The organism is Nocardioides allogilvus (genome assembly GCF_003047285.1).
Lineage (GTDB): Bacteria > Actinomycetota > Actinomycetes > Propionibacteriales > Nocardioidaceae > Nocardioides > Nocardioides allogilvus.
The window spans coordinates 38,471-57,570 of the sequence record NZ_PZYX01000006.1 but is presented as its reverse complement, the minus strand read 5'-3'; the positions used below and the strand labels follow the sequence as shown (position 1 = coordinate 57,570).

The 19,100-nt window shown below is 70.8% G+C and carries 21 protein-coding genes; 13 read left to right on the top strand and 8 right to left on the bottom strand.

Going from position 1 to position 19,100, the window contains the following annotated elements:
* Positions 1-86 precede the first annotated feature (86 nt).
* The 3 genes from C9J87_RS10965 to mce all read right to left on the bottom strand — a co-directional run bounded on the left by C9J87_RS10965 (position 87) and on the right by mce (position 3,476).
* Entirely contained in the window at positions 87-1,430 is a 1,344-nt protein-coding gene (locus C9J87_RS10965; protein ID WP_010832424.1) for a coiled-coil domain-containing protein, read from the bottom strand.
* Between the two features lie 150 nt (positions 1,431-1,580).
* The gene (gene ccrA, locus C9J87_RS10960) at positions 1,581-2,921 is read right to left on the bottom strand and encodes a crotonyl-CoA carboxylase/reductase (protein WP_010832425.1); all 1,341 of its coding nucleotides are present in this window, start codon (positions 2,919-2,921) and stop codon (positions 1,581-1,583) included.
* Between the two features lie 108 nt (positions 2,922-3,029).
* On the bottom strand, positions 3,030-3,476 hold the full coding sequence (mce, locus tag C9J87_RS10955; RefSeq protein WP_036492422.1) for a methylmalonyl-CoA epimerase: 447 nt from the start codon (positions 3,474-3,476) through the stop codon (positions 3,030-3,032).
* 113 nt (positions 3,477-3,589) lie between these two features.
* On the opposite strand from mce, the gene C9J87_RS10950 reads away from it, so the two are divergent.
* From C9J87_RS10950 to C9J87_RS20255, 8 genes are all read left to right on the top strand, one after another.
* Positions 3,590-4,774: an acetyl-CoA C-acetyltransferase gene (locus C9J87_RS10950; protein ID WP_010832427.1), complete on the top strand. Its 1,185-nt coding sequence runs from the start codon at positions 3,590-3,592 to the stop codon at positions 4,772-4,774.
* A 12-nt stretch (positions 4,775-4,786) separates the two neighbouring features.
* Complete coding sequence (meaB, locus tag C9J87_RS10945) at positions 4,787-5,788, top strand: methylmalonyl Co-A mutase-associated GTPase MeaB (protein WP_408635545.1); 1,002 nt, start codon at positions 4,787-4,789, stop codon at positions 5,786-5,788.
* 82 nt (positions 5,789-5,870) lie between these two features.
* On the top strand, positions 5,871-6,041 hold the full coding sequence (locus C9J87_RS19660) for a hypothetical protein (RefSeq protein WP_156887169.1): 171 nt from the start codon (positions 5,871-5,873) through the stop codon (positions 6,039-6,041).
* A 29-nt stretch (positions 6,042-6,070) separates the two neighbouring features.
* The gene (locus C9J87_RS10940; RefSeq protein WP_107705544.1) at positions 6,071-6,586 is read left to right on the top strand and encodes a PH domain-containing protein; all 516 of its coding nucleotides are present in this window, start codon (positions 6,071-6,073) and stop codon (positions 6,584-6,586) included.
* 9 nt (positions 6,587-6,595) lie between these two features.
* Positions 6,596-6,943, top strand: a complete 348-nt coding sequence (locus C9J87_RS10935; protein WP_107705543.1) for an MGMT family protein — start codon at positions 6,596-6,598, stop codon at positions 6,941-6,943.
* Positions 6,944-7,001: 58 nt separating this feature from the next.
* Positions 7,002-7,649, top strand: a complete 648-nt coding sequence (locus C9J87_RS10930; protein WP_107705542.1) for a TetR/AcrR family transcriptional regulator — start codon at positions 7,002-7,004, stop codon at positions 7,647-7,649.
* A gap of 1 nt (position 7,650) precedes the next feature.
* Positions 7,651-10,182 carry an MMPL family transporter gene (locus tag C9J87_RS10925; RefSeq protein WP_107705541.1) on the top strand — a complete coding sequence of 844 codons (2,532 nt, stop codon included), beginning with the start codon at positions 7,651-7,653 and terminating at the stop codon, positions 10,180-10,182.
* A 10-nt stretch (positions 10,183-10,192) separates the two neighbouring features.
* Complete coding sequence (locus C9J87_RS20255) at positions 10,193-10,741, top strand: MmcQ/YjbR family DNA-binding protein (RefSeq protein ID WP_232820028.1); 549 nt, start codon at positions 10,193-10,195, stop codon at positions 10,739-10,741.
* Positions 10,742-10,745: 4 nt separating this feature from the next.
* Here C9J87_RS20255 and C9J87_RS10910 read toward each other — a convergent pair whose 3' ends face one another.
* The gene (locus tag C9J87_RS10910) at positions 10,746-11,324 is read right to left on the bottom strand and encodes a GtrA family protein (RefSeq protein WP_010832434.1); all 579 of its coding nucleotides are present in this window, start codon (positions 11,322-11,324) and stop codon (positions 10,746-10,748) included.
* Positions 11,325-11,399: 75 nt separating this feature from the next.
* Between C9J87_RS10910 and C9J87_RS10905 the strand changes: the two genes are divergently transcribed.
* The gene (locus C9J87_RS10905; RefSeq protein ID WP_107705610.1) at positions 11,400-12,341 is read left to right on the top strand and encodes a co-chaperone YbbN; all 942 of its coding nucleotides are present in this window, start codon (positions 11,400-11,402) and stop codon (positions 12,339-12,341) included.
* 4 nt (positions 12,342-12,345) lie between these two features.
* Here the strand turns inward: C9J87_RS10905 and C9J87_RS10900 are convergent, their stop codons facing one another.
* Both C9J87_RS10900 and C9J87_RS10895 read right to left on the bottom strand, forming a co-directional pair.
* Positions 12,346-13,026, bottom strand: coding sequence for a nitroreductase (locus C9J87_RS10900; RefSeq protein WP_010832436.1), 681 nt, complete (start codon positions 13,024-13,026; stop codon positions 12,346-12,348).
* Between the two features lie 71 nt (positions 13,027-13,097).
* Positions 13,098-13,466, bottom strand: coding sequence for a nitroreductase family deazaflavin-dependent oxidoreductase (locus C9J87_RS10895; RefSeq protein WP_010832437.1), 369 nt, complete (start codon positions 13,464-13,466; stop codon positions 13,098-13,100).
* A 262-nt stretch (positions 13,467-13,728) separates the two neighbouring features.
* On the opposite strand from C9J87_RS10895, the gene C9J87_RS10890 reads away from it, so the two are divergent.
* Positions 13,729-14,982: an HNH endonuclease signature motif containing protein gene (locus tag C9J87_RS10890; protein WP_051204143.1), complete on the top strand. Its 1,254-nt coding sequence runs from the start codon at positions 13,729-13,731 to the stop codon at positions 14,980-14,982.
* Here the strand turns inward: C9J87_RS10890 and C9J87_RS10885 are convergent.
* Positions 14,960-15,478 (bottom strand): GNAT family N-acetyltransferase, encoded by a 519-nt coding sequence (locus C9J87_RS10885; RefSeq protein ID WP_051204144.1) that lies wholly within the window; start codon positions 15,476-15,478, stop codon positions 14,960-14,962. The two genes, C9J87_RS10890 and C9J87_RS10885, sit on opposite strands and share 23 nt — an antisense overlap.
* Before the next feature lie 77 nt (positions 15,479-15,555).
* Here C9J87_RS10885 and C9J87_RS10880 point away from each other — a divergent pair, with 77 nt between their 5' ends.
* The gene (locus C9J87_RS10880; RefSeq protein WP_232820027.1) at positions 15,556-16,374 is read left to right on the top strand and encodes an inositol monophosphatase family protein; all 819 of its coding nucleotides are present in this window, start codon (positions 15,556-15,558) and stop codon (positions 16,372-16,374) included.
* 53 nt (positions 16,375-16,427) lie between these two features.
* Here the strand turns inward: C9J87_RS10880 and C9J87_RS10875 are convergent, their stop codons facing one another.
* On the bottom strand, positions 16,428-17,318 hold the full coding sequence (locus C9J87_RS10875) for a LysR family transcriptional regulator (protein ID WP_107705540.1): 891 nt from the start codon (positions 17,316-17,318) through the stop codon (positions 16,428-16,430).
* Between the two features lie 72 nt (positions 17,319-17,390).
* Here C9J87_RS10875 and C9J87_RS10870 point away from each other — a divergent pair, with 72 nt between their 5' ends.
* Entirely contained in the window at positions 17,391-18,293 is a 903-nt protein-coding gene (locus C9J87_RS10870) for an EamA family transporter (protein ID WP_010832443.1), read from the top strand.
* Entirely contained in the window at positions 18,281-19,096 is an 816-nt protein-coding gene (locus tag C9J87_RS10865) for an aldo/keto reductase (RefSeq protein ID WP_232820026.1), read from the top strand. Before C9J87_RS10870 ends, C9J87_RS10865 begins: the two co-directional genes overlap by 13 nt.
* Positions 19,097-19,100: the final 4 nt, after the last annotated feature.

The following is a 19,100-nucleotide window of genomic DNA, read 5'->3' as shown; positions in this document are numbered from 1 at the left end:
GACGTAGTCCTGGAGGGAGTCGAGACCCGGTGTCGGTCGTGGGGTGTCCTTGCCGGGGGTGACCGCCCGGAGGCGGTCGAGCCAGGTCAGGACTCGTCCTCGGCGAAGCCGGACACCACGTCGCGCAGCGCACCGAGCTGGGCGGAGACCGCGTCGCGGCGCTTGGTCATCCGCTCGACCTCGGCCTGGACGGCGGCGAGCTCGCGCTCGGCGTCGGCCGCGCCGCTGGACGCGATCGAGTCGGCCTGCGTCGTCGCGGAGGCGACGATCTGCTCGGCCTCGCGGCGGGCCCGGGTGAGCAGGCCCTCCGCCTCGCTCTGGGCCTGCTGGCGGTGGGCGTTGGCCTGCGTGGTCGCCTCGCGGGCGCGCTGCTCGGCCGCGTTGGCACGCTGCTCGGCCTCCTGGACCAGTCGCTGCGTCTCGGAGGTGGCGTTGGTGTGGTGGTCGGTGGCCTCGCGGGCGAGGCGCTCCTTCTCCACGGCCAGCGTGCGCCGGGCCTCCTGCACCTCGCGGTCGGCGGCGGCACGGGCCTGCTCGGCCTCGCGCTTGGCCGTCGTGAGCAGCTCGTTGGTCTCCTGCTGGGCGGCCAGGCGCACCTGGTCGGCCTCGCGCTTGGCGGCGGCCAGGAGGTCGGAGGCCTCGCCCTTGGCCAGGGTGCGCTCCTGCTCGGCGTCGGCGGTGAGCCGGCTGCGCATCTCGTCGAGCTCCTTGAGCTGGACCAGGCGCATGTCGTCGGCCTCGCGCGCTGCTTCGGCGCGCACGGCCTTGGCGTCGCGGTTGGCCTGGAGGCGGATCTCCTCGGCGTCGCGGGCGGCGGCAGTGCGGACGTCGGCGGCCTCCTCCTCGGCGAGCTTGAGCATCGAGGTCGCCCGACCGCCCAGGCCGGCGTAGGAGGGGGACTTGTTCTCGGCCAGCTCGGCGCGCAGGCTCTCCAGCTCCGACTCGAGCTGCAGCACGCGCTGCTCGGAGGCGCTCAGGCTGCTGCTCAGGCCGGACTTCTCGGCGGCGAGCTGCGCGAGGCGCTGGTCGACGGCGGGCTTGTCGTAGCCGCCACGGCGAACGACGGGCAGGGCTGCTCCGGCGGCTGCACCCGACGGCGACGAGGTCGCGGTCGTGGTCGGCGCCGGGGTCGAGGTCGAGGGGCGGGCGGACCCCTGGGCCAGCGACTCGCCGAGTGTCTGGGTGGAGGTCCTGGTCGGCGCGGTGCGCGCGGGCGCCGGGGGCTTCTTCGCCGAGACGCTGGGCGCCGTGGTGGCGGGCTGGGGTGCGGACTTCGAGACCGTGGGCATCACCTGGGTGGCCGTGTCATCCACCGAGGCGCCCTTCTGGGGCGCGCCCTTGGCTGCGGTCGGGGACGACACCTCGGCGTCGAGGTCGGTGTCGGGCTCCGGCTCCTCGTCGAAGATGGACAGGCCCTGATCGCTGCTCATGGTGGAGCACCCACTCTCTACGTCTCTGTGTCGTGCTTGTGTCGTGGCCGATGGCCTTCGCACCAGTCTGTCTGACCAGCGCGGACAAACACACCCCGGCTCGCGGACGAATCGCGTGCCGGGGTGTGAATGCTGTGTGTCCGGACTGGATCAGACCCCGCGGAAGCGGTTGATCGCGTCGATGTGCTTGGCCCGCATCTCCGGGTTGCGCACGCCGAGGCCCTCCTCGGGCGCGAGGCAGAGCACGCCGACCTTGCCCTGGTGGGCGTTCTTGTGGACGTCGAGCGAGGCCTGGCCGACCTCGTCGAGCGAGTAGGTCTTCGACAGGGTCGGGTGGATCTTGCCCTGCGCGATGAGGCGGTTGGCCTCCCACGACTCGCGGTAGTTGGCGAAGTGCGAGGAGATGATGCGCTTGAGGTTCATCCACAGGTAGCGGTTGTCGTACTCGTGCATGTAGCCCGAGGTCGACGCGCAGGTGGTGATGACGCCGCCCTTGCGGGTGACGAACACCGAGGCGCCGAAGGTCTCGCGGCCCGGGTGCTCGAAGACGATGTCGATGTCCTCGCCGCCGGTGAGCTCGCGGATCTTGGCGCCGAAGCGCTTCCACTCCTTGGGGTCCTGCTTGGTGTTCTCGTCGTTCCAGAACTTGTAGCCCTCTTCGGAGCGGTTGATGATCAGCTCCGCGCCCATGCTGCGGGCGATGGCGGCCTTCTCCTCGTTGGACACGACACAGATCGGGTTGGCGCCACCGTTGAGGGCGTACTGCGTCGCGAAGCCGCCGAGGCCGCCGGACGCGCCCCAGATCAGGACGTTGTCGCCCTGCTTCATGTCGCCGCCGTTCTTGGAGACGAGCTGGCGGTACGCCGTGGAGTTGACCAGGCCGGGAGCGGCGGCCTCCTCCCAGGTGAGGTGCGCGGGCTTGGGCATCAGCTGGTTGGACTTGACCAGGGCGATGTGCGCGAGGCCACCGAAGTTGGTCTCGAAGCCCCAGATGCGCTGCTCGGGGTCGAGCATCGTGTCGTTGTGGCCGTCGGGGCCCTCGAGCTCGACGGACAGGCAGTGCGCGACGACCTCGTCGCCGGGCTTCCAGGAGTTGACGCCCAGGCCGGTCTTGAGCACGACGCCGGCCAGGTCCGAGCCCACGATGTGGTGGTCGAGGTCGTGGCGCTTGGTCAGCTCGGAGAGGCGGCCGTAGCGCTCGAGGAAGCCGAAGGTGGAGACGGGCTCGAAGATCGAGGTCCACACGGTGTTGTAGTTGATGGCGGAGGCCATCACCGCGACGTAGGCCTCGCCCGGGCCGAGCTCGGGCAGCGCGACGTCACCGATGTGCAGCGACTTGCGCGGGTCCTTCTCCTTGGTGGTCATGCCCTCGAACATGTCCACGTCCTCCTTCTTCACGAAGGCGGCGCGGTAGTGGTCGGGGAGCTCGAGGTTCGCGAAGTCGTCGGACGTCGCGTTGCCACTCTGGATGGCGTCGAGGATGTTCTGCACGTATGTCTCCTGGTGAGGCAGTTGTGGCCAAGATCGAGGGTCAAGGTACCCGTGAGTAACCGGGTGTGGGGCGGGTTGTGACGTACTTCCCAACCGGCCCGTCGTAGGTCAGTGTGCTGCGGCCGGCTGCACCAGCTCGACGAGCACTCCGCCGGCGTCCTTCGGGTGGATGAAGTTGATGCGGCTGTCGGACGTGCCGCGCTTGGGTGCGTCGTACAACAGTCGCACGCCGCGCTCGCGCAGGATCGTCGAGACCGCCTCCACATCGGTGACGCGGTAGGCCAGCTGCTGCATGCCCGGGCCGGAGCGGTCGATGAACTTGGCGATCGTCGACTCCGCGTTGAGCGGGGCCAGGAGCTGGATGTGCGAGCCCGAGTCGCCGACGGCGAGCATCGCCTCGCGCACCCCCTGCTCCTCGTTGGTCTCCTCGTGCGCGACGTGGAGCCCGAACGTGTCGCGGTAGTAGGCGATGGCCTCGTCCAGGTCGGGGACGGCGATCCCCACGTGGTCGATGGCCGTGAACAGGTGCTGGGGGATCTCGACGGAGGCTGTCATGGGGACATCGTCCATCAGCGTGTCTCGTCAATCACCTCTCCGGGCGCACAGTGAGACACCGGCGGTATCGTCAGGAGCAGACGTCAACCCTGATTCTCCTGGAGGCAGCACTCATGTCCACATCTGTCATCGTCGCGGGCGCCCGCACCCCGATCGGCCGCCTCCTGGGCGGTCTCAAGGACCAGTCCGCTGCCGACCTCGGCGGCGTCGCCATCGCCGGCGCCCTGGAGAAGGCCGGCGTCACGGGCGACCAGGTCGACTACGTCATCATGGGCCAGGTCATCCAGGCCGGTGCCGGCCAGATCGCCGCCCGCCAGGCCGCGGTCAAGGGCGGCGTCCCGATGAACGTGCCTGCCATCACCATTAACAAGGTGTGCCTGTCGGGCATCAACGCCATCGCGCTGGCGGACCAGATGATCCGCGCCGGCGAGCACGACATCGTCGTCGCCGGCGGCATGGAGTCGATGACCCTGGCCCCGCACCTGCTGCCGAAGAGCCGTGACGGCTTCAAGTACGGCGACACCAAGCTGGTCGACTCCATGGCCTACGACGCGCTCTACGACCAGTTCACCGACCAGGCGATGATCAACCTCACCGACAGCCACAACGTCGCCGGCGCCAAGCTCACGCGCGAGGAGCAGGACGCCTTCTCCGCCCAGTCGCACCAGCGTGCCGCGCTCGCGCAGAAGAACGGCCTGTTCGACGACGAGATCGTCCCCGTGACCATCAAGTCCCGCAAGGGCGACATCACGGTCAGCCAGGACGAGGGCGTGCGTGGCGACACCACCGTCGAGTCGCTCGCCGGTCTCCGCCCGGTCTCGAAGGACGGCACCATCACCGCCGGCTCCGCCTCGCAGATCTCCGACGGTGCCTGCGCCGTCGTCGTGATGAGCAAGGCCAAGGCCGAGGAGCTCGGGCTCACCTGGCTCGCCGAGATCGGCGCCTCCGGCCAGGTCGCCGGCCCCGACTCCACGCTCCAGCTCCAGCCGGCCAACGCGATCGCGAAGGCCGCCGAGAAGGAGGGCATCGCCGTCTCCGACATCGACCTCTTCGAGCTCAACGAGGCGTTCGCGGCCGTCGGCATCGAGTCGGGTCGCCAGCTCGGCGTCTCCGACGACAAGATCAACGTCAACGGCGGCGCGATCGCGCTCGGCCACCCGGTCGGCATGTCCGGCGCCCGCATCGTGCTGCACCTGGCCCACGAGCTCAAGCGTCGTGGCGGCGGCGTCGGTGCGGCCGCCCTGTGCGGTGGCGGCGGTCAGGGCGACGCCCTGATCATCCGGGTCCCGCAGGCCTGATCCGTCCCCGAGGTGAGCGCACGCTCCACCACGAGCTCCACGGGAGGGGGCCGACGCCGCGCAGCGGTGTCGGTCCCCGATCTCGTCTCCCGCGCACGCGCCGGTGACGCCCGTGCCGTGGCCCGGCTGATCTCGCTCGTCGAGGACGAGTCGCCGCTGCTGCGCGAGGTGATGGCGTCGCTGGCGCCGCATGCCGGGCAGGCCCAGGTCGTCGGCATCACCGGCTCGCCCGGGGTGGGCAAGTCCACCTCCACCAACGCGCTCGTCACGGAGCTGCGCAAGGCCGGCAAGCGCGTCGGCGTGCTCGCCGTCGACCCGTCGTCGCCGTTCTCCGGCGGCGCCCTGCTCGGCGACCGCGTGCGCATGCAGGAGCACGCGCTCGACAGTGACGTCTTCATCCGCTCGATGGCCTCGCGCGGCCACCTCGGCGGGCTCGCCTGGACGACCCCGCAGGCGCTGCGTGTGCTGGATGCAGCGGGCTGCGACGTGATCCTGGTCGAGACCGTCGGCGTCGGCCAGAGCGAGGTCGAGATCGCCGGCCTCGCGGACACCACGCTCGTGCTGCTGGCTCCGGGCATGGGCGACGGCATCCAGGCCGCGAAGGCCGGGATCCTCGAGATCGGCGACCTCTACGTCGTCAACAAGGCCGACCGCGACGGCGCCGACCAGGTGCGTCGCGACCTGCGCTCCATGCTCGCGCTCGCCGAACGCCGCGAGGGAGCCTGGAAGCCGCCGATCGTCAAGACGGTCGCCGCCAAGGGCGAGGGCCTCGACGAGGTGGCCGCCGAGATCGACCGGCACTTCGCCTGGCTCGCGGACAGTGGCGAGCTCGCCCGTCGCCGTACGCGCCGCGCACGCGACGAGATCGAGGCGATCGCGGTGACCGCGTTGCGAGCCCGCTGGGGTGACGTGCACGGGCGCTCCGAGCTCGACGAGCTCGCTGCGGCGGTCGGCGCGGGGGAGTCGGACCCCTACGCCGCCGCCGACACGCTGCTCGCCGCCTTCGAGTCCTAGCGCGGGCGCGCCTGCGCGATCCGGGGACCGGGTGCTGGTAGACATGGGGCCGTCCTGTGCACTGCTTCTCGAGGAGTACCCGATGAACGTCAAGAAGCTCGCCATCGTGCTGGTCGTGGTCTTCCTCGGCTTCTGGATGTTCACCGACCCCAATGGGCTGGCCGAGGCTGCCAAGTCCGGGGCGGACCAGGCGTGGGTCCTCACCCAGCAGCTCTTCACGGCGATCATCGACTTCGTCGGCGCCCTGTCGTGAGGTCGTGACTCGGGACATGGGCTGCTGACGTGAGGGGCATCTTCGACCCCAACATCCGCCGGCACCTCCTCCGTGAGGAGGGCGAGGTGATCGTCGACGAGGTCCGCCACCACGGCATCGTCTACCTCCAGCCGATCGCGGAGGCCGTCGTGGCGCTCGCGCTCGTGGTCTCGGTCCCGTTCGTCGACCTCGACCTGGCGTGGCTGCCCTTCGCGCTGGCGCTCGCGATCCTCGCGCACGCGACCTGGCGTGCTCTGAGCGAGCACATGGACCGCTTCGTGATCACCAACATGCGGGTCTTCCGCGTGCACGGCGTGCTCTCGCAGCAGCTCGCCACCATGCCGTTGTCGCGGATCCTCGACATCACGGTGAAGAAGCCGCTGCACGGTCGACTGCTCGGCTTCGGGCACTTCGTCTTCGAGTCCGCCGCGCAGGAGCAGGGGCTGCGCGACATCCGGTTCGTGGGCCGCCCCGACGACCGTGACCTCGCCATCCAGCGCGTCGTGCAGCGGTCCGGCCTGCGCGGGCCGCGCGTCTCCAACTGAGGGCCCCGCGTGGACGAGCGGCTCGTCGAGCTGGTCCTGAGGGCGGTGGACCTGATCCCGCCGGGTCGGGTGGCGGCGTACGGCGATCTCGGCCGGATCGTCGGCATCGGCCCACGGCAGGTCGGAGCCGTCATGAGCCGGTACGGCGACGGCGTGACGTGGTGGCGGGTGACCAACGCCAGTGGGGGATTCGCGCCCGACCTGCTCGAGCGCGCTCGTCCGCACTGGCTCGAGGAGGGCATCCTCGTCAAGCCGAGTGGTGGTGGCTGCCGGATCGAGGAGCACCGCGCGGACCTCGAGCGGCTCGCGGCCGACTGGCGTGACGCAGTGGCCGACCTCGCACCCGCGGAGGAGTGAGGAGGACCACTCCGCCTCGGAGGTGCACGGTGGTGCAAAGTTGCCTTACAGTGCAGGTATGACCATCGACCTCGCCTCCTGCGGACTGCGCGCCATGAAGAAGGAGCGCACCCGTCAGGCCCTGAGCCAGGCGGCCGTCGCGATCGTCGCCACCGAGGGCATCGACGCCCTGACGGCTGATCGGATCGCGGCGGAGGCAGGCGTCTCGCGCCGGACGCTGTTCAACTACTTCGCCCGGGTCGAGGACGTCCTCACCGCCTCGATCGAGCAGGTCACCCAGGACACCGTGGCGGCGTTCCTCGCCCGACCTGCCGCGGAGCCGCTGCGTGAGTCCGTCGTCGCGGTGCTGGCCGGCCTGCTCGACGACCCGGTCTTCGCCCAGGCCTTCGTGCTCGAACGGGCAGCGGAGTCGTCGCCGGCGACCCGCCGGTTCCTCCGCGAGTTCTCCGACTCCCAGATCGACGCGTTCGAGGTCGGGCTGCGACAACGGCTCGGCGCGGACGCCGACCCGGTCTACGTCGCCGCGCTGGCCGCGGCCGCAGGCGCGATCCTCACCCGGATGACGCGCCTGATCGTGGCCGAGACCCCTTCGGCCGACCCCAACGACGCGTCACTCACCCGCCGCCACCACGACGTGATCCGGCGGGCCTTCGACCTCCTCTTCAGCGGTTTCGACGAAGCCGCACTCTCGGAAAGCGACAGCTGACATGGCCTCCTTCCTCTACCGACTCGGCCTCGGCGCTGCCCGACGCCCGATCGCGATCGTCATCGCGTGGCTGCTGGTCCTCGCTGCGGTGACCGCCGCGATGGTGTCGTTCCAGCGGCCGCTGACCAACGAGTTCGAGCTGCCCGACAGTGAGTTCGCGGCCGTGCTCGACGAGCTCGGCGAGCAGATCCCGGAGGTCGCCGGCGGCACCGGCACGGTCGTGCTGCACAGCGAGGACGGGTTCAGCCCGGCCCAGCGCAGGGCGATCAGCGAGACCATGGCGCAGTGGCGCACGCTGCCGCACGTGACCGGGACGGTCGACCCCTTCGAGACGCAGCGCCAGCTCGACCAGAGCTCGGCCGACCTGGCCGAGGGCGAGCAGAAGCTGATCGACGGCCGCAAGAAGTACGAGAAGGGCGCCCGCAAGCTCTCCCGGCTCAGGTGGCTGGTCGGCGAGGGCGAGCGCGACATCGCGCGCCTGCAGCGCACCGACCCCGACAACGCGACCCTGCCCTACCGCATCTCCGGCCAGGCCGAGCTCGACGCCATGCTCGCCGACGGTGAGCGCAAGCTCGACCGGGCTCGCACCCGGCTCGACCGGGCCCAGGACAAGTACACCGACGGCGCCACCCTGCGGGGGCTCGGCGACGGGATCCGGATGGTCAGCGAGGACGGCAACACGGCGCTGGTGCAGGTCCGCTTCGACGAGAGCATGCAGCAGATCTCGCCCGACGACCTCGCGCTCGTCCCGCAGGCGGGAGAGCAGCTCGAGGACGCAGGGCTGGAGGTCGACTACGGCCAGGAGCTCGTCTTCGTCACCCAGGTCGGCGGCATCGGCGAGATCATCGGCGTCGCCGTGGCGGCCGTCGTGCTGCTGGTGATGCTGGGATCGTTCGTGATGGCCGGCCTCCCGCTGGCGATCGCCTTCGCCGGCGTCGGCGCCAGCCTGATGGGCGCGATGGCGCTCACGCACTGGCTCGACATCCAGCAGATGGCGCCCGTGCTGGGAGCCATGCTCGGCCTCGCGGTCGGCATCGACTACGCGCTCTTCATCGTCAACCGGCACCGCCGACAGCTGGCCGACGTGGTCCGCGGCGGAGCCGTGACCACGCGCGAGGAGATCCGGCACAGCATCGCGCTCGCGACCGGCACGGCTGGTACGGCAGTGGTGGTCGCCGGAGCGACGGTGATCATCGCCCTGGCGGCCCTCCTGGTGTCCGGCATCCCGACGCTGATCCAGATGGGCCTGCTCGCCGCGGCGACCGTGACCGTGACGGTCCTGGTCGCGCTGACCCTGACACCGGCGCTGCTGTCCTTGGCGGGGCGCCGCGCCGTACCCCGCAAGACCGTGGCGTCCACGGCGCCGCACCGTGACGGCTGGCCCGAGAAGTGGGTGGGCGTCGTGACCCGCCGTGCACCCGCAGCGATCGTGGCCGTCGTCATCGTCATGGGCGCGCTCGCGGTGCCTGCCCTGTCGCTGCGGCTCGGCCTGCCCGACGGCGGCTCGGAGAGCCGCGACTCGACGGCCTTCCAGGCCTACGAGCGGGTCGCGGACGCGTTCGGCACGGGCGCCAACGGCCCGATCCTGGTCTCCGCGACGGTCGAGGCACCGATCGCCGCCGGTGAGCTCGTGGGCACCGAGGCACGCATCGGCGAGGAGATCGCGGCCGTGGATGGTGTGCGCGACGTGCTGCCCATCGGGGTCAGCGAGGACCGGCGCACGGTCGCCTTCCAGGTCGTCTCCGAAGAAGGACCGTCGGCCGAGCGGACCGTCGCGCTGGTCGACGCGCTGCGCGGACCGGTGACGGAGTCGTTGGCAGGCGAGGGTGTCGACCTCGGCGTGACCGGCCAGGCGGTCGCCAACATCGAGGTCTCCGAGCGGCTCGCCGGAGCGCTCCCGCTCTACATCGCGCTCGTGATCGGGCTCTCGCTGGTGCTGCTCACGATCGTCTTCCGGTCGGTGCTGGTGCCGATCCTGGCGACCGCGGGCTTCCTGCTGTCGGTGGTGGCGAGCTTCGGTGTCATCGTCGCGGTCTACCAGTGGGGCTGGCTGGGTGGCGTCTTCGACGTGCACAACCCCGGCGCGGTCTTCAGCTTCATGCCGACGCTGCTGATCGGCATCCTGTTCGGGTTGGCGATGGACTACCAGATGTTCCTGGTCTCCGGCATGCGCGAGTCCTACGTGCACGGCCAGACCGCGGGTCAGGCCGTGCGCAACGGGTTCGCGTCCGGTGCCCGTGTCGTCGCGGCGGCCGCGCTGATCATGGTCGCGGTGTTCTCCGGCTTCGTCTTCTCGCACATGACGATGGCCCGTCCCATCGGGCTGGGTCTCGCGGTCGGCGTGCTGCTCGACGCGTTCCTGATCCGGATGACGCTCACGCCTGCGGTGATGTCGCTGCTGGGCGACAAGATCTGGTGGATGCCGGTGTGGCTCGACCGCCTGCTGCCGCACCTCGACGTCGAGGGCTCGGCCCTGGTCGACAAGCAGCGTCCGCCGCGTCGCTCGGCGTCGCGGGAGGACGTGCTCGTCTAGCCTGCCTCCCATGGTCACCTCGGACGACGTCCGGCGCATCCTCGACCCGCTGCCGCGCAGCTACGAGGTCGAGGTGCGCGGGCGCTGGAAGTTCCGGGTCGGCCAGATCGTGTACGTCGCCTTCTCGGCCGACGAGGAGGCGATGGGCTTCGGCTACCCGAAGGCTGCGCGCGACGGGCTGGTCGCGTCGGCTCCGGAGACGTTCTTCCTGCCGCCGACCTCCGACCTGCGGTTCCAGTGGGTCTGTGCCCGGCTGGGACCGCTGGGTCTCGACGAGATGCGGGAGCTGGTGCTCGACGCCTGGCGCATGTGCACGCCGAAGATGCTGCACGACCTGCCGGAGCTCCCGGCGCCGGCGATGGCGGCCTGGTCCTTCATCGACGAGTCCGACTGGGCCCGGCTGTCACCGCTGCTGCACCCCGACGTGCACTGGCAGGACCGGTCGGTGGTGCTGCGCGGACGGCTCGACGTGCTGTCCCACCTGCGTCAGGTGCCGACCCCGAGGCCGCCGACGTCGGTCGAGGTGAGGGACGGACAGGTCCTGCGCTGGACGCGCTAGTGCCTCACGCCTGGTCGTCCTCGGTCAGCCGCTCGACGCGGATGGGATCGGCGAGCTCCTTGTGGTGGCTGCGGACGGCCGCGAACGTCCAGAGCTTGTTGAGCACGAACGACAGTGGGGTCACCACCGCGATCACGATCAGCTGGGCCCAGTAGAGGCGGGTCCGGAAGCCCGTCGAGTCGTCGAAGACGTCCGTCGGCAGGCTGAGCGGCGAGTGCGGGTGCAGGAGGGCCGTGAGCAGGGCCAGGCCGATGGCCTGCCCGGCGAGACCGACTGCGAGGAAGGGGAGGTACTCCCTGATCCAGGGGGAGTGGCCGGCGCTGCGGAAGGTCCAGCTGCGGTTGAGCTGGAAGTTCCAGAGGTTCGCGACGAAGAAGGCGACCGTCGAGTAGACGTGGTACCAGCGGAGGTTGAACTCGCCGAGCGGCAGCGCGAAGACCGCCTCGTCGAAGCCGGGGCCCAGCTTCTTGACCAGGATCAGGGTGACGAGGTTGACCAGGACGCCGGAGGCGCCGACGACGCCGAATCGACCGAGCAGCACGACGTTGTGCCGGTGGCGGGCGAGGAGGTCGGTGGCAGGCACGCGGCGAGGCTACCGGCGCCTCGACGTCGGGGGCGCATTCGCCCCGGCTGGGGCTGACACGGAACAATGGGGGCCATGACGCAGCAGCCGTTCTCCCGTCCCGGTGCGATTGACCTCTCGGCGCTCAAGCGCCCCGCCCAACCGCCCGCGGGCTCGCCCGCCCCGGCGTCGGGTGCGCCTGCCTCCGGTGCCGGCCACTCGGCGTACTCCGTCGACGTCACGGAGGCCAACTTCCAGCAGGTCATCGAGTCCTCGATGGCCGCGCCGGTCCTGCTGGTGTTCTTCTCGCGCACGCAGATGCCCGAGAGCGGCAACCTGGCCGACGACATGGTCGCGGTCTCGGGCGAGTTCGAGGGGCGCTACCTCGTGGGCCTCGTCGACATCGACGCCGTGCCGCAGATCGCGCAGGCGATGCAGATCCAGTCGATCCCGCTCGTGGTGGCGGTGGTCGACGGGCGACCGATGCCGTTGTTCCAGGACATCGTGCCGATCGAGGAGCTGCGCACCGCGCTGACCCAGGTCGGGCAGCAGCTCACGACCCAGGGCATCACCGGGCGTCACCAGCCGCGCGGCGTCGAGCCGGTCGAGGGCGAGGAGCCCGAGGTCGACCCGAGGTATGCCGCAGCGCAGGACGCGCTGGGGGAGGGCGACATCGATCGCGCAGTCGCGGAGTACCAGAAGCTCGTCGACGCCAACCCGGCCGACTCGGAGGCCGTCGCGGGACTGGCGATGGCGAAGGTCCTGCAGCGGACCCAGGGCGCAGACCTCAACGCCGCGCGCGCAGCTGCCGCTGCCGCTCCCGACGACGTCGAGGCGCAGACGCTGGTGGCCGACCTCGACCTCCTCGGCGGCCATGTCGAGGACGCCTTCACCCGCCTCATCAACCTGGTCGCGCGTACGGCGGACGCCGACCGCGCCAAGGCACGAGACCACCTCCTGGCGCTCTTCGCGGCCGTCGGCAACGACGACGAGCGGGTGCTGGCCGGGCGGCGGGACCTCGCGTCAGCGCTGTTCTGACCGCCTAGTGCCAGGTGACGGTGTCGGCGAGCGCGGCGCGCGAGGTCCGGAAACCGTTGACCGGGTGGTCGCGGTCGGCGTAGCCGAACGAGATGCCCACGACCACGCGACGATTGTCGGGGATGTCGAAGTGCTCGCGCAGGAACGGTGAGTACGACGCGAGTGCGGCCTGGGGCGCGGCGGCGAGCCCGAGGCTCTGGGCGCCGAGCAGGAACGTGTTGACGTAGAGGCCGCAGTCGACCGCGCCGTACACCCCGAGGTCGTCCTCCGTGGTGATGATGGCGACGTGCGGGGCGTCGAAGAGCTCGAAGTTGCGCAGTCCCTGGCGGAGGCTCGCGTCGGCGTCGCCCTTGACGATGCCGACGCTGTCGTACAGCTGGAATCCGCACTCGCGCCGACGGGCGCGGTGCTCGCCGGTGTAGGCAGCGGGGAAGTCGAAGTCCGGTGCAGGGGGCTGGCTGGCCACGTGCTCGAGCAGCCCCTTGCGGAAGCGGTGCGTGCCCTCGCCGCTGGTCACGATCACCTGCCACGGCTGGGTGTTGCACCACGACGGTGTCCGCTGCCCCAGGGCCAGCAGGCGCTCGATGGTCTCCCGCGGCACCTCGTCAGCGAGGAACTGGCGGCAGGTCCACCGCTCGTCGAGCAGGCGCGCCAGCGTCGCGTACGGGTCCTGGGGGTCAGACATGGATGCTCCTTGGGGCGGTCTTGTTTCGAGACTGGGGGCCGGGTCTCACCGGCCAGGCATCGAGCTGACTGTCAGGAGAGGTCGCCGACGAGCACCGGGCGGGCTGCTCCGCCGAGTGTGCGCGCGGCCCTCGGCAGGCCGGCGGTGTCCGCCGGGACCACCCGGAGGTTGCTCCACGTCAGGTCCCGACCGCGTCGCGTGATCGTCGCGGAACCTGCCGAGCGCACGTTGCGCACCCAGTCCGACTCGGGGCCGTAGAACAGCACCACCGCGAAGGTCGAGCCGGACCGGAAGCCCACGACCGGGGTGCGGTAGGTCTGCCCGGACTTGCGGCCGACGTGCGTGATGACCGCCCATGGCGCGAGGTGCGGTGCGTACGTCGACTGGATCGGGTTGGTCACGCGCTTGTTGAACCGTGCCAGTGCTCGAGGGGCCTTCATGGGACCACCCTAGTTTCGAGCGCCATGATTGCGTTCGCCCGGAGCGAACGGCGGCAAATCGCTCCGGTTGGGCCTTCCCTCGGTGTTCGAACGGGCGTACGATTGCTTCAGCACATGGTCCACAGCGGACCAGATCAGCGGGTGAGCAAGCTGCGGCTCATCCCATCGTGGAACTGCTGGTCGAACCCACCACCCGGAAAAGGCGCCCCGGACCCCAGTCACACGACTGCGGGTTGGTTCCAGCCGATGGAGGGGGTGCGCGATGACGACCGACGAGCAATGGCGTGCGCCGGGTGCCCCGGTCCCGCCATCGCCGGTGCTGACCGCCGTGCTGGAGCGGTTGGACGCGGCGTACGACGACTTGTCCGGGCTCCCCGTCACGACCCTGTCCGATGCCGACCTCACACGGTTGCTCGACGTCGCGACCCGGCTCGTCGACCGCTCGACCGGTGCCGTCACCGCTGCGGTCGGGGAGGCTGATCACCGCCGACTGGGTGACGTGATCGGGGCCCGGCACACCGGGCAGTGGTGGGCGGGGCGTTCGCTGCTCACGCGTCCCGAGGTCAACCGGTTGACCCACCTGGGGCGACGACTGTCCGAGGAGCTGCATGCCCCGGTGCAGGCCGCGCTGGCGGGTGGTGGGGTGCATGTCGACCAGGCGTGGGTGATCGTCAAGGCCGTCGATGCCATCCCGTCGGCGCACCAGCACGTGAAGCCGCGGGCCGTCGAGCACCTCCTGGTGCTCGCCAAGGACCACGACGCCAAGGCGCTCAAGGTCCTCGGGCGCCGGATCCTCGACACCGTCGCCCCCGAGGTCGGCGAGGCCGCCGAGGCCAAGGCGCTGGCCGACGAGGAAGCCGCCGCCGCGCGCAAGGTCTCCCTCACGCTGCGCGAGAACCCCGACGGCACCACCACCGGGAAGTTCACCCTGCCCACCGCCGGCGCCGCGGAGATGCTCCGCAAACAGCTCATGGCGATCACCGGACAGGCGCCCCGCGACGAGCGGCCGCTCCACGAACGCCTCGGGTGGGCGTTCATCGAGTGGATCGAGCGATACGCCGCCGACCGCCTCCCCACCAGCGGCGGCGTGTCCGCCACTGTCGTGGTCACGATGGGTCTCGGGACGCTGATGGGCGGACTCGCGGCGGCGTCGCTCGACACCGGTGGCCGGCTCAGCGCCGGCCAGGCCCGACGGCTCGCGTGCGAGGCCGGGATCATCCCCGCCGTCCTCGGCGGGACCTCCGAGGTCCTCGATCTCGGCCGCACCCGCCGGTTCCACACCAGGGCGCAACGCGTCGCGATCGCCCAGCGCGACGGCGGCTGCACCGCCGAGGGCTGCGACCTGCCGCCCGCCGCGTGTCACGTGCACCACGACCAACCCTGGTCCCAGGGTGGCCCCACCGACACGACCACCGGCCGGCTGCTGTGCCACCGACACCACCGCGTGATCCACGACGAGCGTTACGGGACCACCCACCTGCCCAACGGCAACGTCAGCTTCCACCGGCGGACGTAGGCCGACTGAGGACGACGTACTGCGTCCGATTGTTGGAGGACTCGAACTCGCCGACCGGCCGGAAACCGAGGGATGCGACAGTTCGAAGAGCGCGTGCATTGAAGGACGCGACGGTGACCCGAAATGCCTGTGGGTGGAACTTCTCGGTTCCGAACGCCAGGCCGGTCTGGATCGCGGCCTGTCCGAATCCCTGCCCGATGAGCGACGGCCGCAGGCCCCCGCCGGTGTCCAGCGCGTCGTCGTCGTAGGCCCATCCGGGGACCTGTCCGTCGGCGCCGAACGAGCGAAACCCGATGAGTTCGTCCGCCATGAGGACCGCGTTGAACCCGGCCACAGGGTCGAGCAGTCCCGCGGGCGTCGCGCCAGTCATGTCATAGCAGTGGTACGGCGACGAGTACTGCCACGTGCAGATGTCCTGGGCGTGGGCCATGTTCAGGGGTGCGATCCGCATGGCCGGACGTCGATCGGGCGACGGGGCCCAGTCGGTGGTCGTCATGCGCCTCATCCTCGCGCGCCGCGCGGTAGCGCGCCACCGACATCGAGCGGGCCGCGCCAGTCGGCGAGGATGAATGGGTGACGAATCAGCTGACCGATGTCGAGATTGCTCTCGTGGCCGCCGAAGCTGGCGCGCGGGTGGTGCGAGCTGCCTACGGGACCGGCCTGACCAGGCACGCCAAGTCGGGGCTCGACTTCGCGACCGACGCGGACCTCGACGCCGAACGCGCGATCTTCGAGGCGATCGCGGCTGCTCGCCCCGAGGACGTTCGGGTCGGCGAGGAGAGCGGTGAGGTGAGGGGCGTGGGTGGCGGCTCGGGCTCTCGCCGCTGGCTCGTGGACCCACTCTGCGGGACGTTGAACTTCGCCGCGCAGACCCCGCTGGTCGCCGTCAATGTCGCCCTGGTCGACGGGGCGGACGCGGTGGTCAGCGTGTCCGCTGATCCGATCACCGGCGAGACGTTCTGGGCAGACAAGCAGGGAGCGTTCGTACGCCGCGACGGAGCCGACGAGCCACTCCTCCCGTCGTCGCGATCACGACTCGTCGACGTCAACTGCGACGGCCCGCTGGATCGACCCTTCCTGGGCCCGCAGCTGCTCGCAGACGCAGCCTTCCGGGCGTCGTTCGGTCCCCGGGTGACGTCCACGACGCTGGCAGTCGCCTGGGTGGCCGCGGGTCGCCGGGCGGCGTACATCAGTGACGGCACGTTCGTGGACAACGTGCACTTCGCGGCGGGGATCGGGGTGTGCCGCGCAGCCGGGTGCGTGGTCTCCGACTTGGCGGGCGATGCGCTGAACACACGTCGCGGGCTCATCGTTGCTGCTGATCGCGATGTCCACGACCAGCTCGTCGCGGTCATCGGCCCACACCTGGCGGCGCTGGACGACCAGGGGTGATTCACCGGAAGAAGGTGAACCACCGCTGCCCGGGCAGCAAGGCGACGCTGGGCTCAGCGAGCGGACAGTGCCTGCACGACGGCCGTCACTGCGGGGGAGTCGACCATCGACGCACGGTGCAGGACGGTGATCTCGCGGGTGGGCGCCGGCCGGTGGGCCGCGACGGCGACGACGTCGTCGCCCAGCGGGGCGCGACCGAGCCGCGGGATCAGCGCGATGCCCAACCCCGCGCCGACGAGAGCGAGGTGGGAGTCGAACTCCATGGCGACGTGCGCGATCCGGGGCGCACGCCCGGTGCCGTCGTACATCCGCATCAGCCACTGCCGGCAGATGCTGCCCTCGGGTGTCGCCACCCAGGGCTCGTCGACGAGGTCGCGCGGCGAGACCCGGGTGCGGCCGGCGAGCCGGTGACCCCGCGGCACGATGACGTCGGCGACATCGCGAGCGATCGTGACACCGACGAGGTGCTCGGGGACGTGCAGCGGCACGTCGCCCCAGCTGTGCACGATGCCGAGGTCCTGCTGGCCGGAGGCGACGAGGTCGATGGTGTCCCAGGGCTCGCGCTCGGTCAGGGTCAGCGCGAGGTCGGGGTGCTCGTCCAGGAGGGCACGGACGACCGGCGCCACGAGGCCGCGCATGGCAGTGGAGAACGCAGCGATCCGCAGCCGCCCGGCGACCCGGCCGGCGTCGCGGTGCAGCCCGGACTCGAGCTGCTCCAGGTCGGCGAGCAGGCGTGACCCGTCGGTGACGAGCCGCCGACCGTGCTCGGTGAGCATCACGCCGCGGCCCACGCGCTCGAGCAGGGCCACGCCTGCCTGCTTCTCCAGGCGCTTGACCTGCTGGGAGACGGCGCTCGGCGTGTAGCCCAACGCCTCCGCCGCGCCGACCACCGAACCGTGGGTGTCGACGGCGCGCAGGCTGGTCAGGGCGGCGAGATCGATCATGTAGTGATGCTACTGCTTTCGATGTACGACACATTGCTGGTGCTTCATGATCGTCCCCGGGACACTTGAGCGGTGAATACCCGTGACTCGCTCCTCGCTGCCCTCGTCGCGACCATCTGGGGCTTCAACTTCGTCGTCATCGACTGGGGCATGGCCGATGTCCCACCGCTGCTCTTCGTCGCCCTCCGGTTCGTCGCCGTCGTGCTGCCCGCCATCTTCTTCATCCCGCGCCCGGCCGCCCCGTGGCGCAGCATCCTGGCGATCGGGGTGTTCATGTCGCTCGGCCAGTTCGGCTTCCTGTACGTCGCGATGGCGGCCGGCATGCCGCCGGGACTCGCCGCCCTCGTGCTGCAGGCGCAGGTCGTGTTCACGATCGTGATCGCGGCCGGCGTGTTGCGGGAGGTGCCGACCATCGCGCAGTCCGCCGGGGTGGCGCTCGGGGTGGTGGGACTGGTCGTCGTCGGCCTCGGACGCGGCGGCCACGTCACCCTCGCCGCCCTCAGCCTGTGCCTGCTCGGGGCGCTGTCGTGGGGAATCGGCAACGTCGTGGCGCGCGCGACCAAGGTGCCCGGCGGTCTCTCGCTCACCGTGTGGTCGGCACTGGTCGTGCCGGTCCCGCTGCTCGCCCTGTCGTTGGTCATCGACGGCCCGACCGCGGTCGCGACGGCGCTGGCCGGCTTCAGCTGGCAGGCAGCGCTGTCCACGCTCTACACGGCAGGACTGGCCTCGCTGGTGGGCTACGGCATCTTCAACACCCTGCTGGCGCGCTGGCCCTCGAGCGCCGTCGTACCGTGGGTGCTGCTTGCTCCTGTGGTGGCCATGGCCTCCGCGTGGGCGCTCCTCGACCAGCGTCCCAACGCTGCCGAGGTCGGCGGGGGAGTGCTCCTGCTGGTCGGTGTCCTGGTGGCACTGCGGCCACGCAGCGCCGTACAAGAACAAGATGATCTCGTGGAGGAAGACCTGTGCCTGACGTGAAGATCGGCGACCGCACGGTCGCCCAGCTCGGCTTCGGCGCCATGCGCCTGACGGGGGCAGCCCCGTTCGGTGACGCGCCCGACCGCGACACCGCCATCGCGGTCGCGCGCGCTGCCGTCGAGGGCGGCTGCCAGCTCGTCGACACCGCCGACGCCTATGCGCTGGGCCTCAACGAGGAGCTCGTCGCCGAGGCGTTGAGCCCGTACGGCGACGACGTGCTGATCGCGACGAAGGCCGGCCAGGCCAGGCCGGGCACGCGGTGGGTGCCGCTCGGACGACCGGACTACCTGATCCAGCAGGCCCACGTGTCACGGCTGAGGCTCAAGCTCGACGTGATCCCGCTCTTCCAGCTGCACCGCGTCGACCCGACGGTGCCGCTCGCAGACCAGGCCGGGGCGTTGAAGGACCTGCTCGACGACGGTGTCGTGGCCGCCGTCGGGCTCTCCCAGGTGAGCGTCGCGCAGCTCGAGGAGTTCCGCAGCATCGTGCCCATCGCGTCGGTGCAGAACAAGTACTCCATCTCCGACCGCTCCGACGACGCCGTGCTCGAGCACTGCGAGCGCGAGGGCATCCCGTTCCTGCCGTGGCGACCGCTCGAGGTGTCGGACGCGGTGGCTGCGACCGTGCAGCCGATCGCGGACCGGCTCGGTGCGACCCCGTCGCAGGTCGCGCTGGCGTGGCTGCTCCAGCGCTCGCCGGTGCTGCTGCCGATCCCGGGCACCGCCTCCTTGGAGCACCTCGCGCAGAACCTGGCGGCCCGGGACCTCACCCTCGATGACGAGGCGCTCGCCGCGCTCGGTTAGAGGG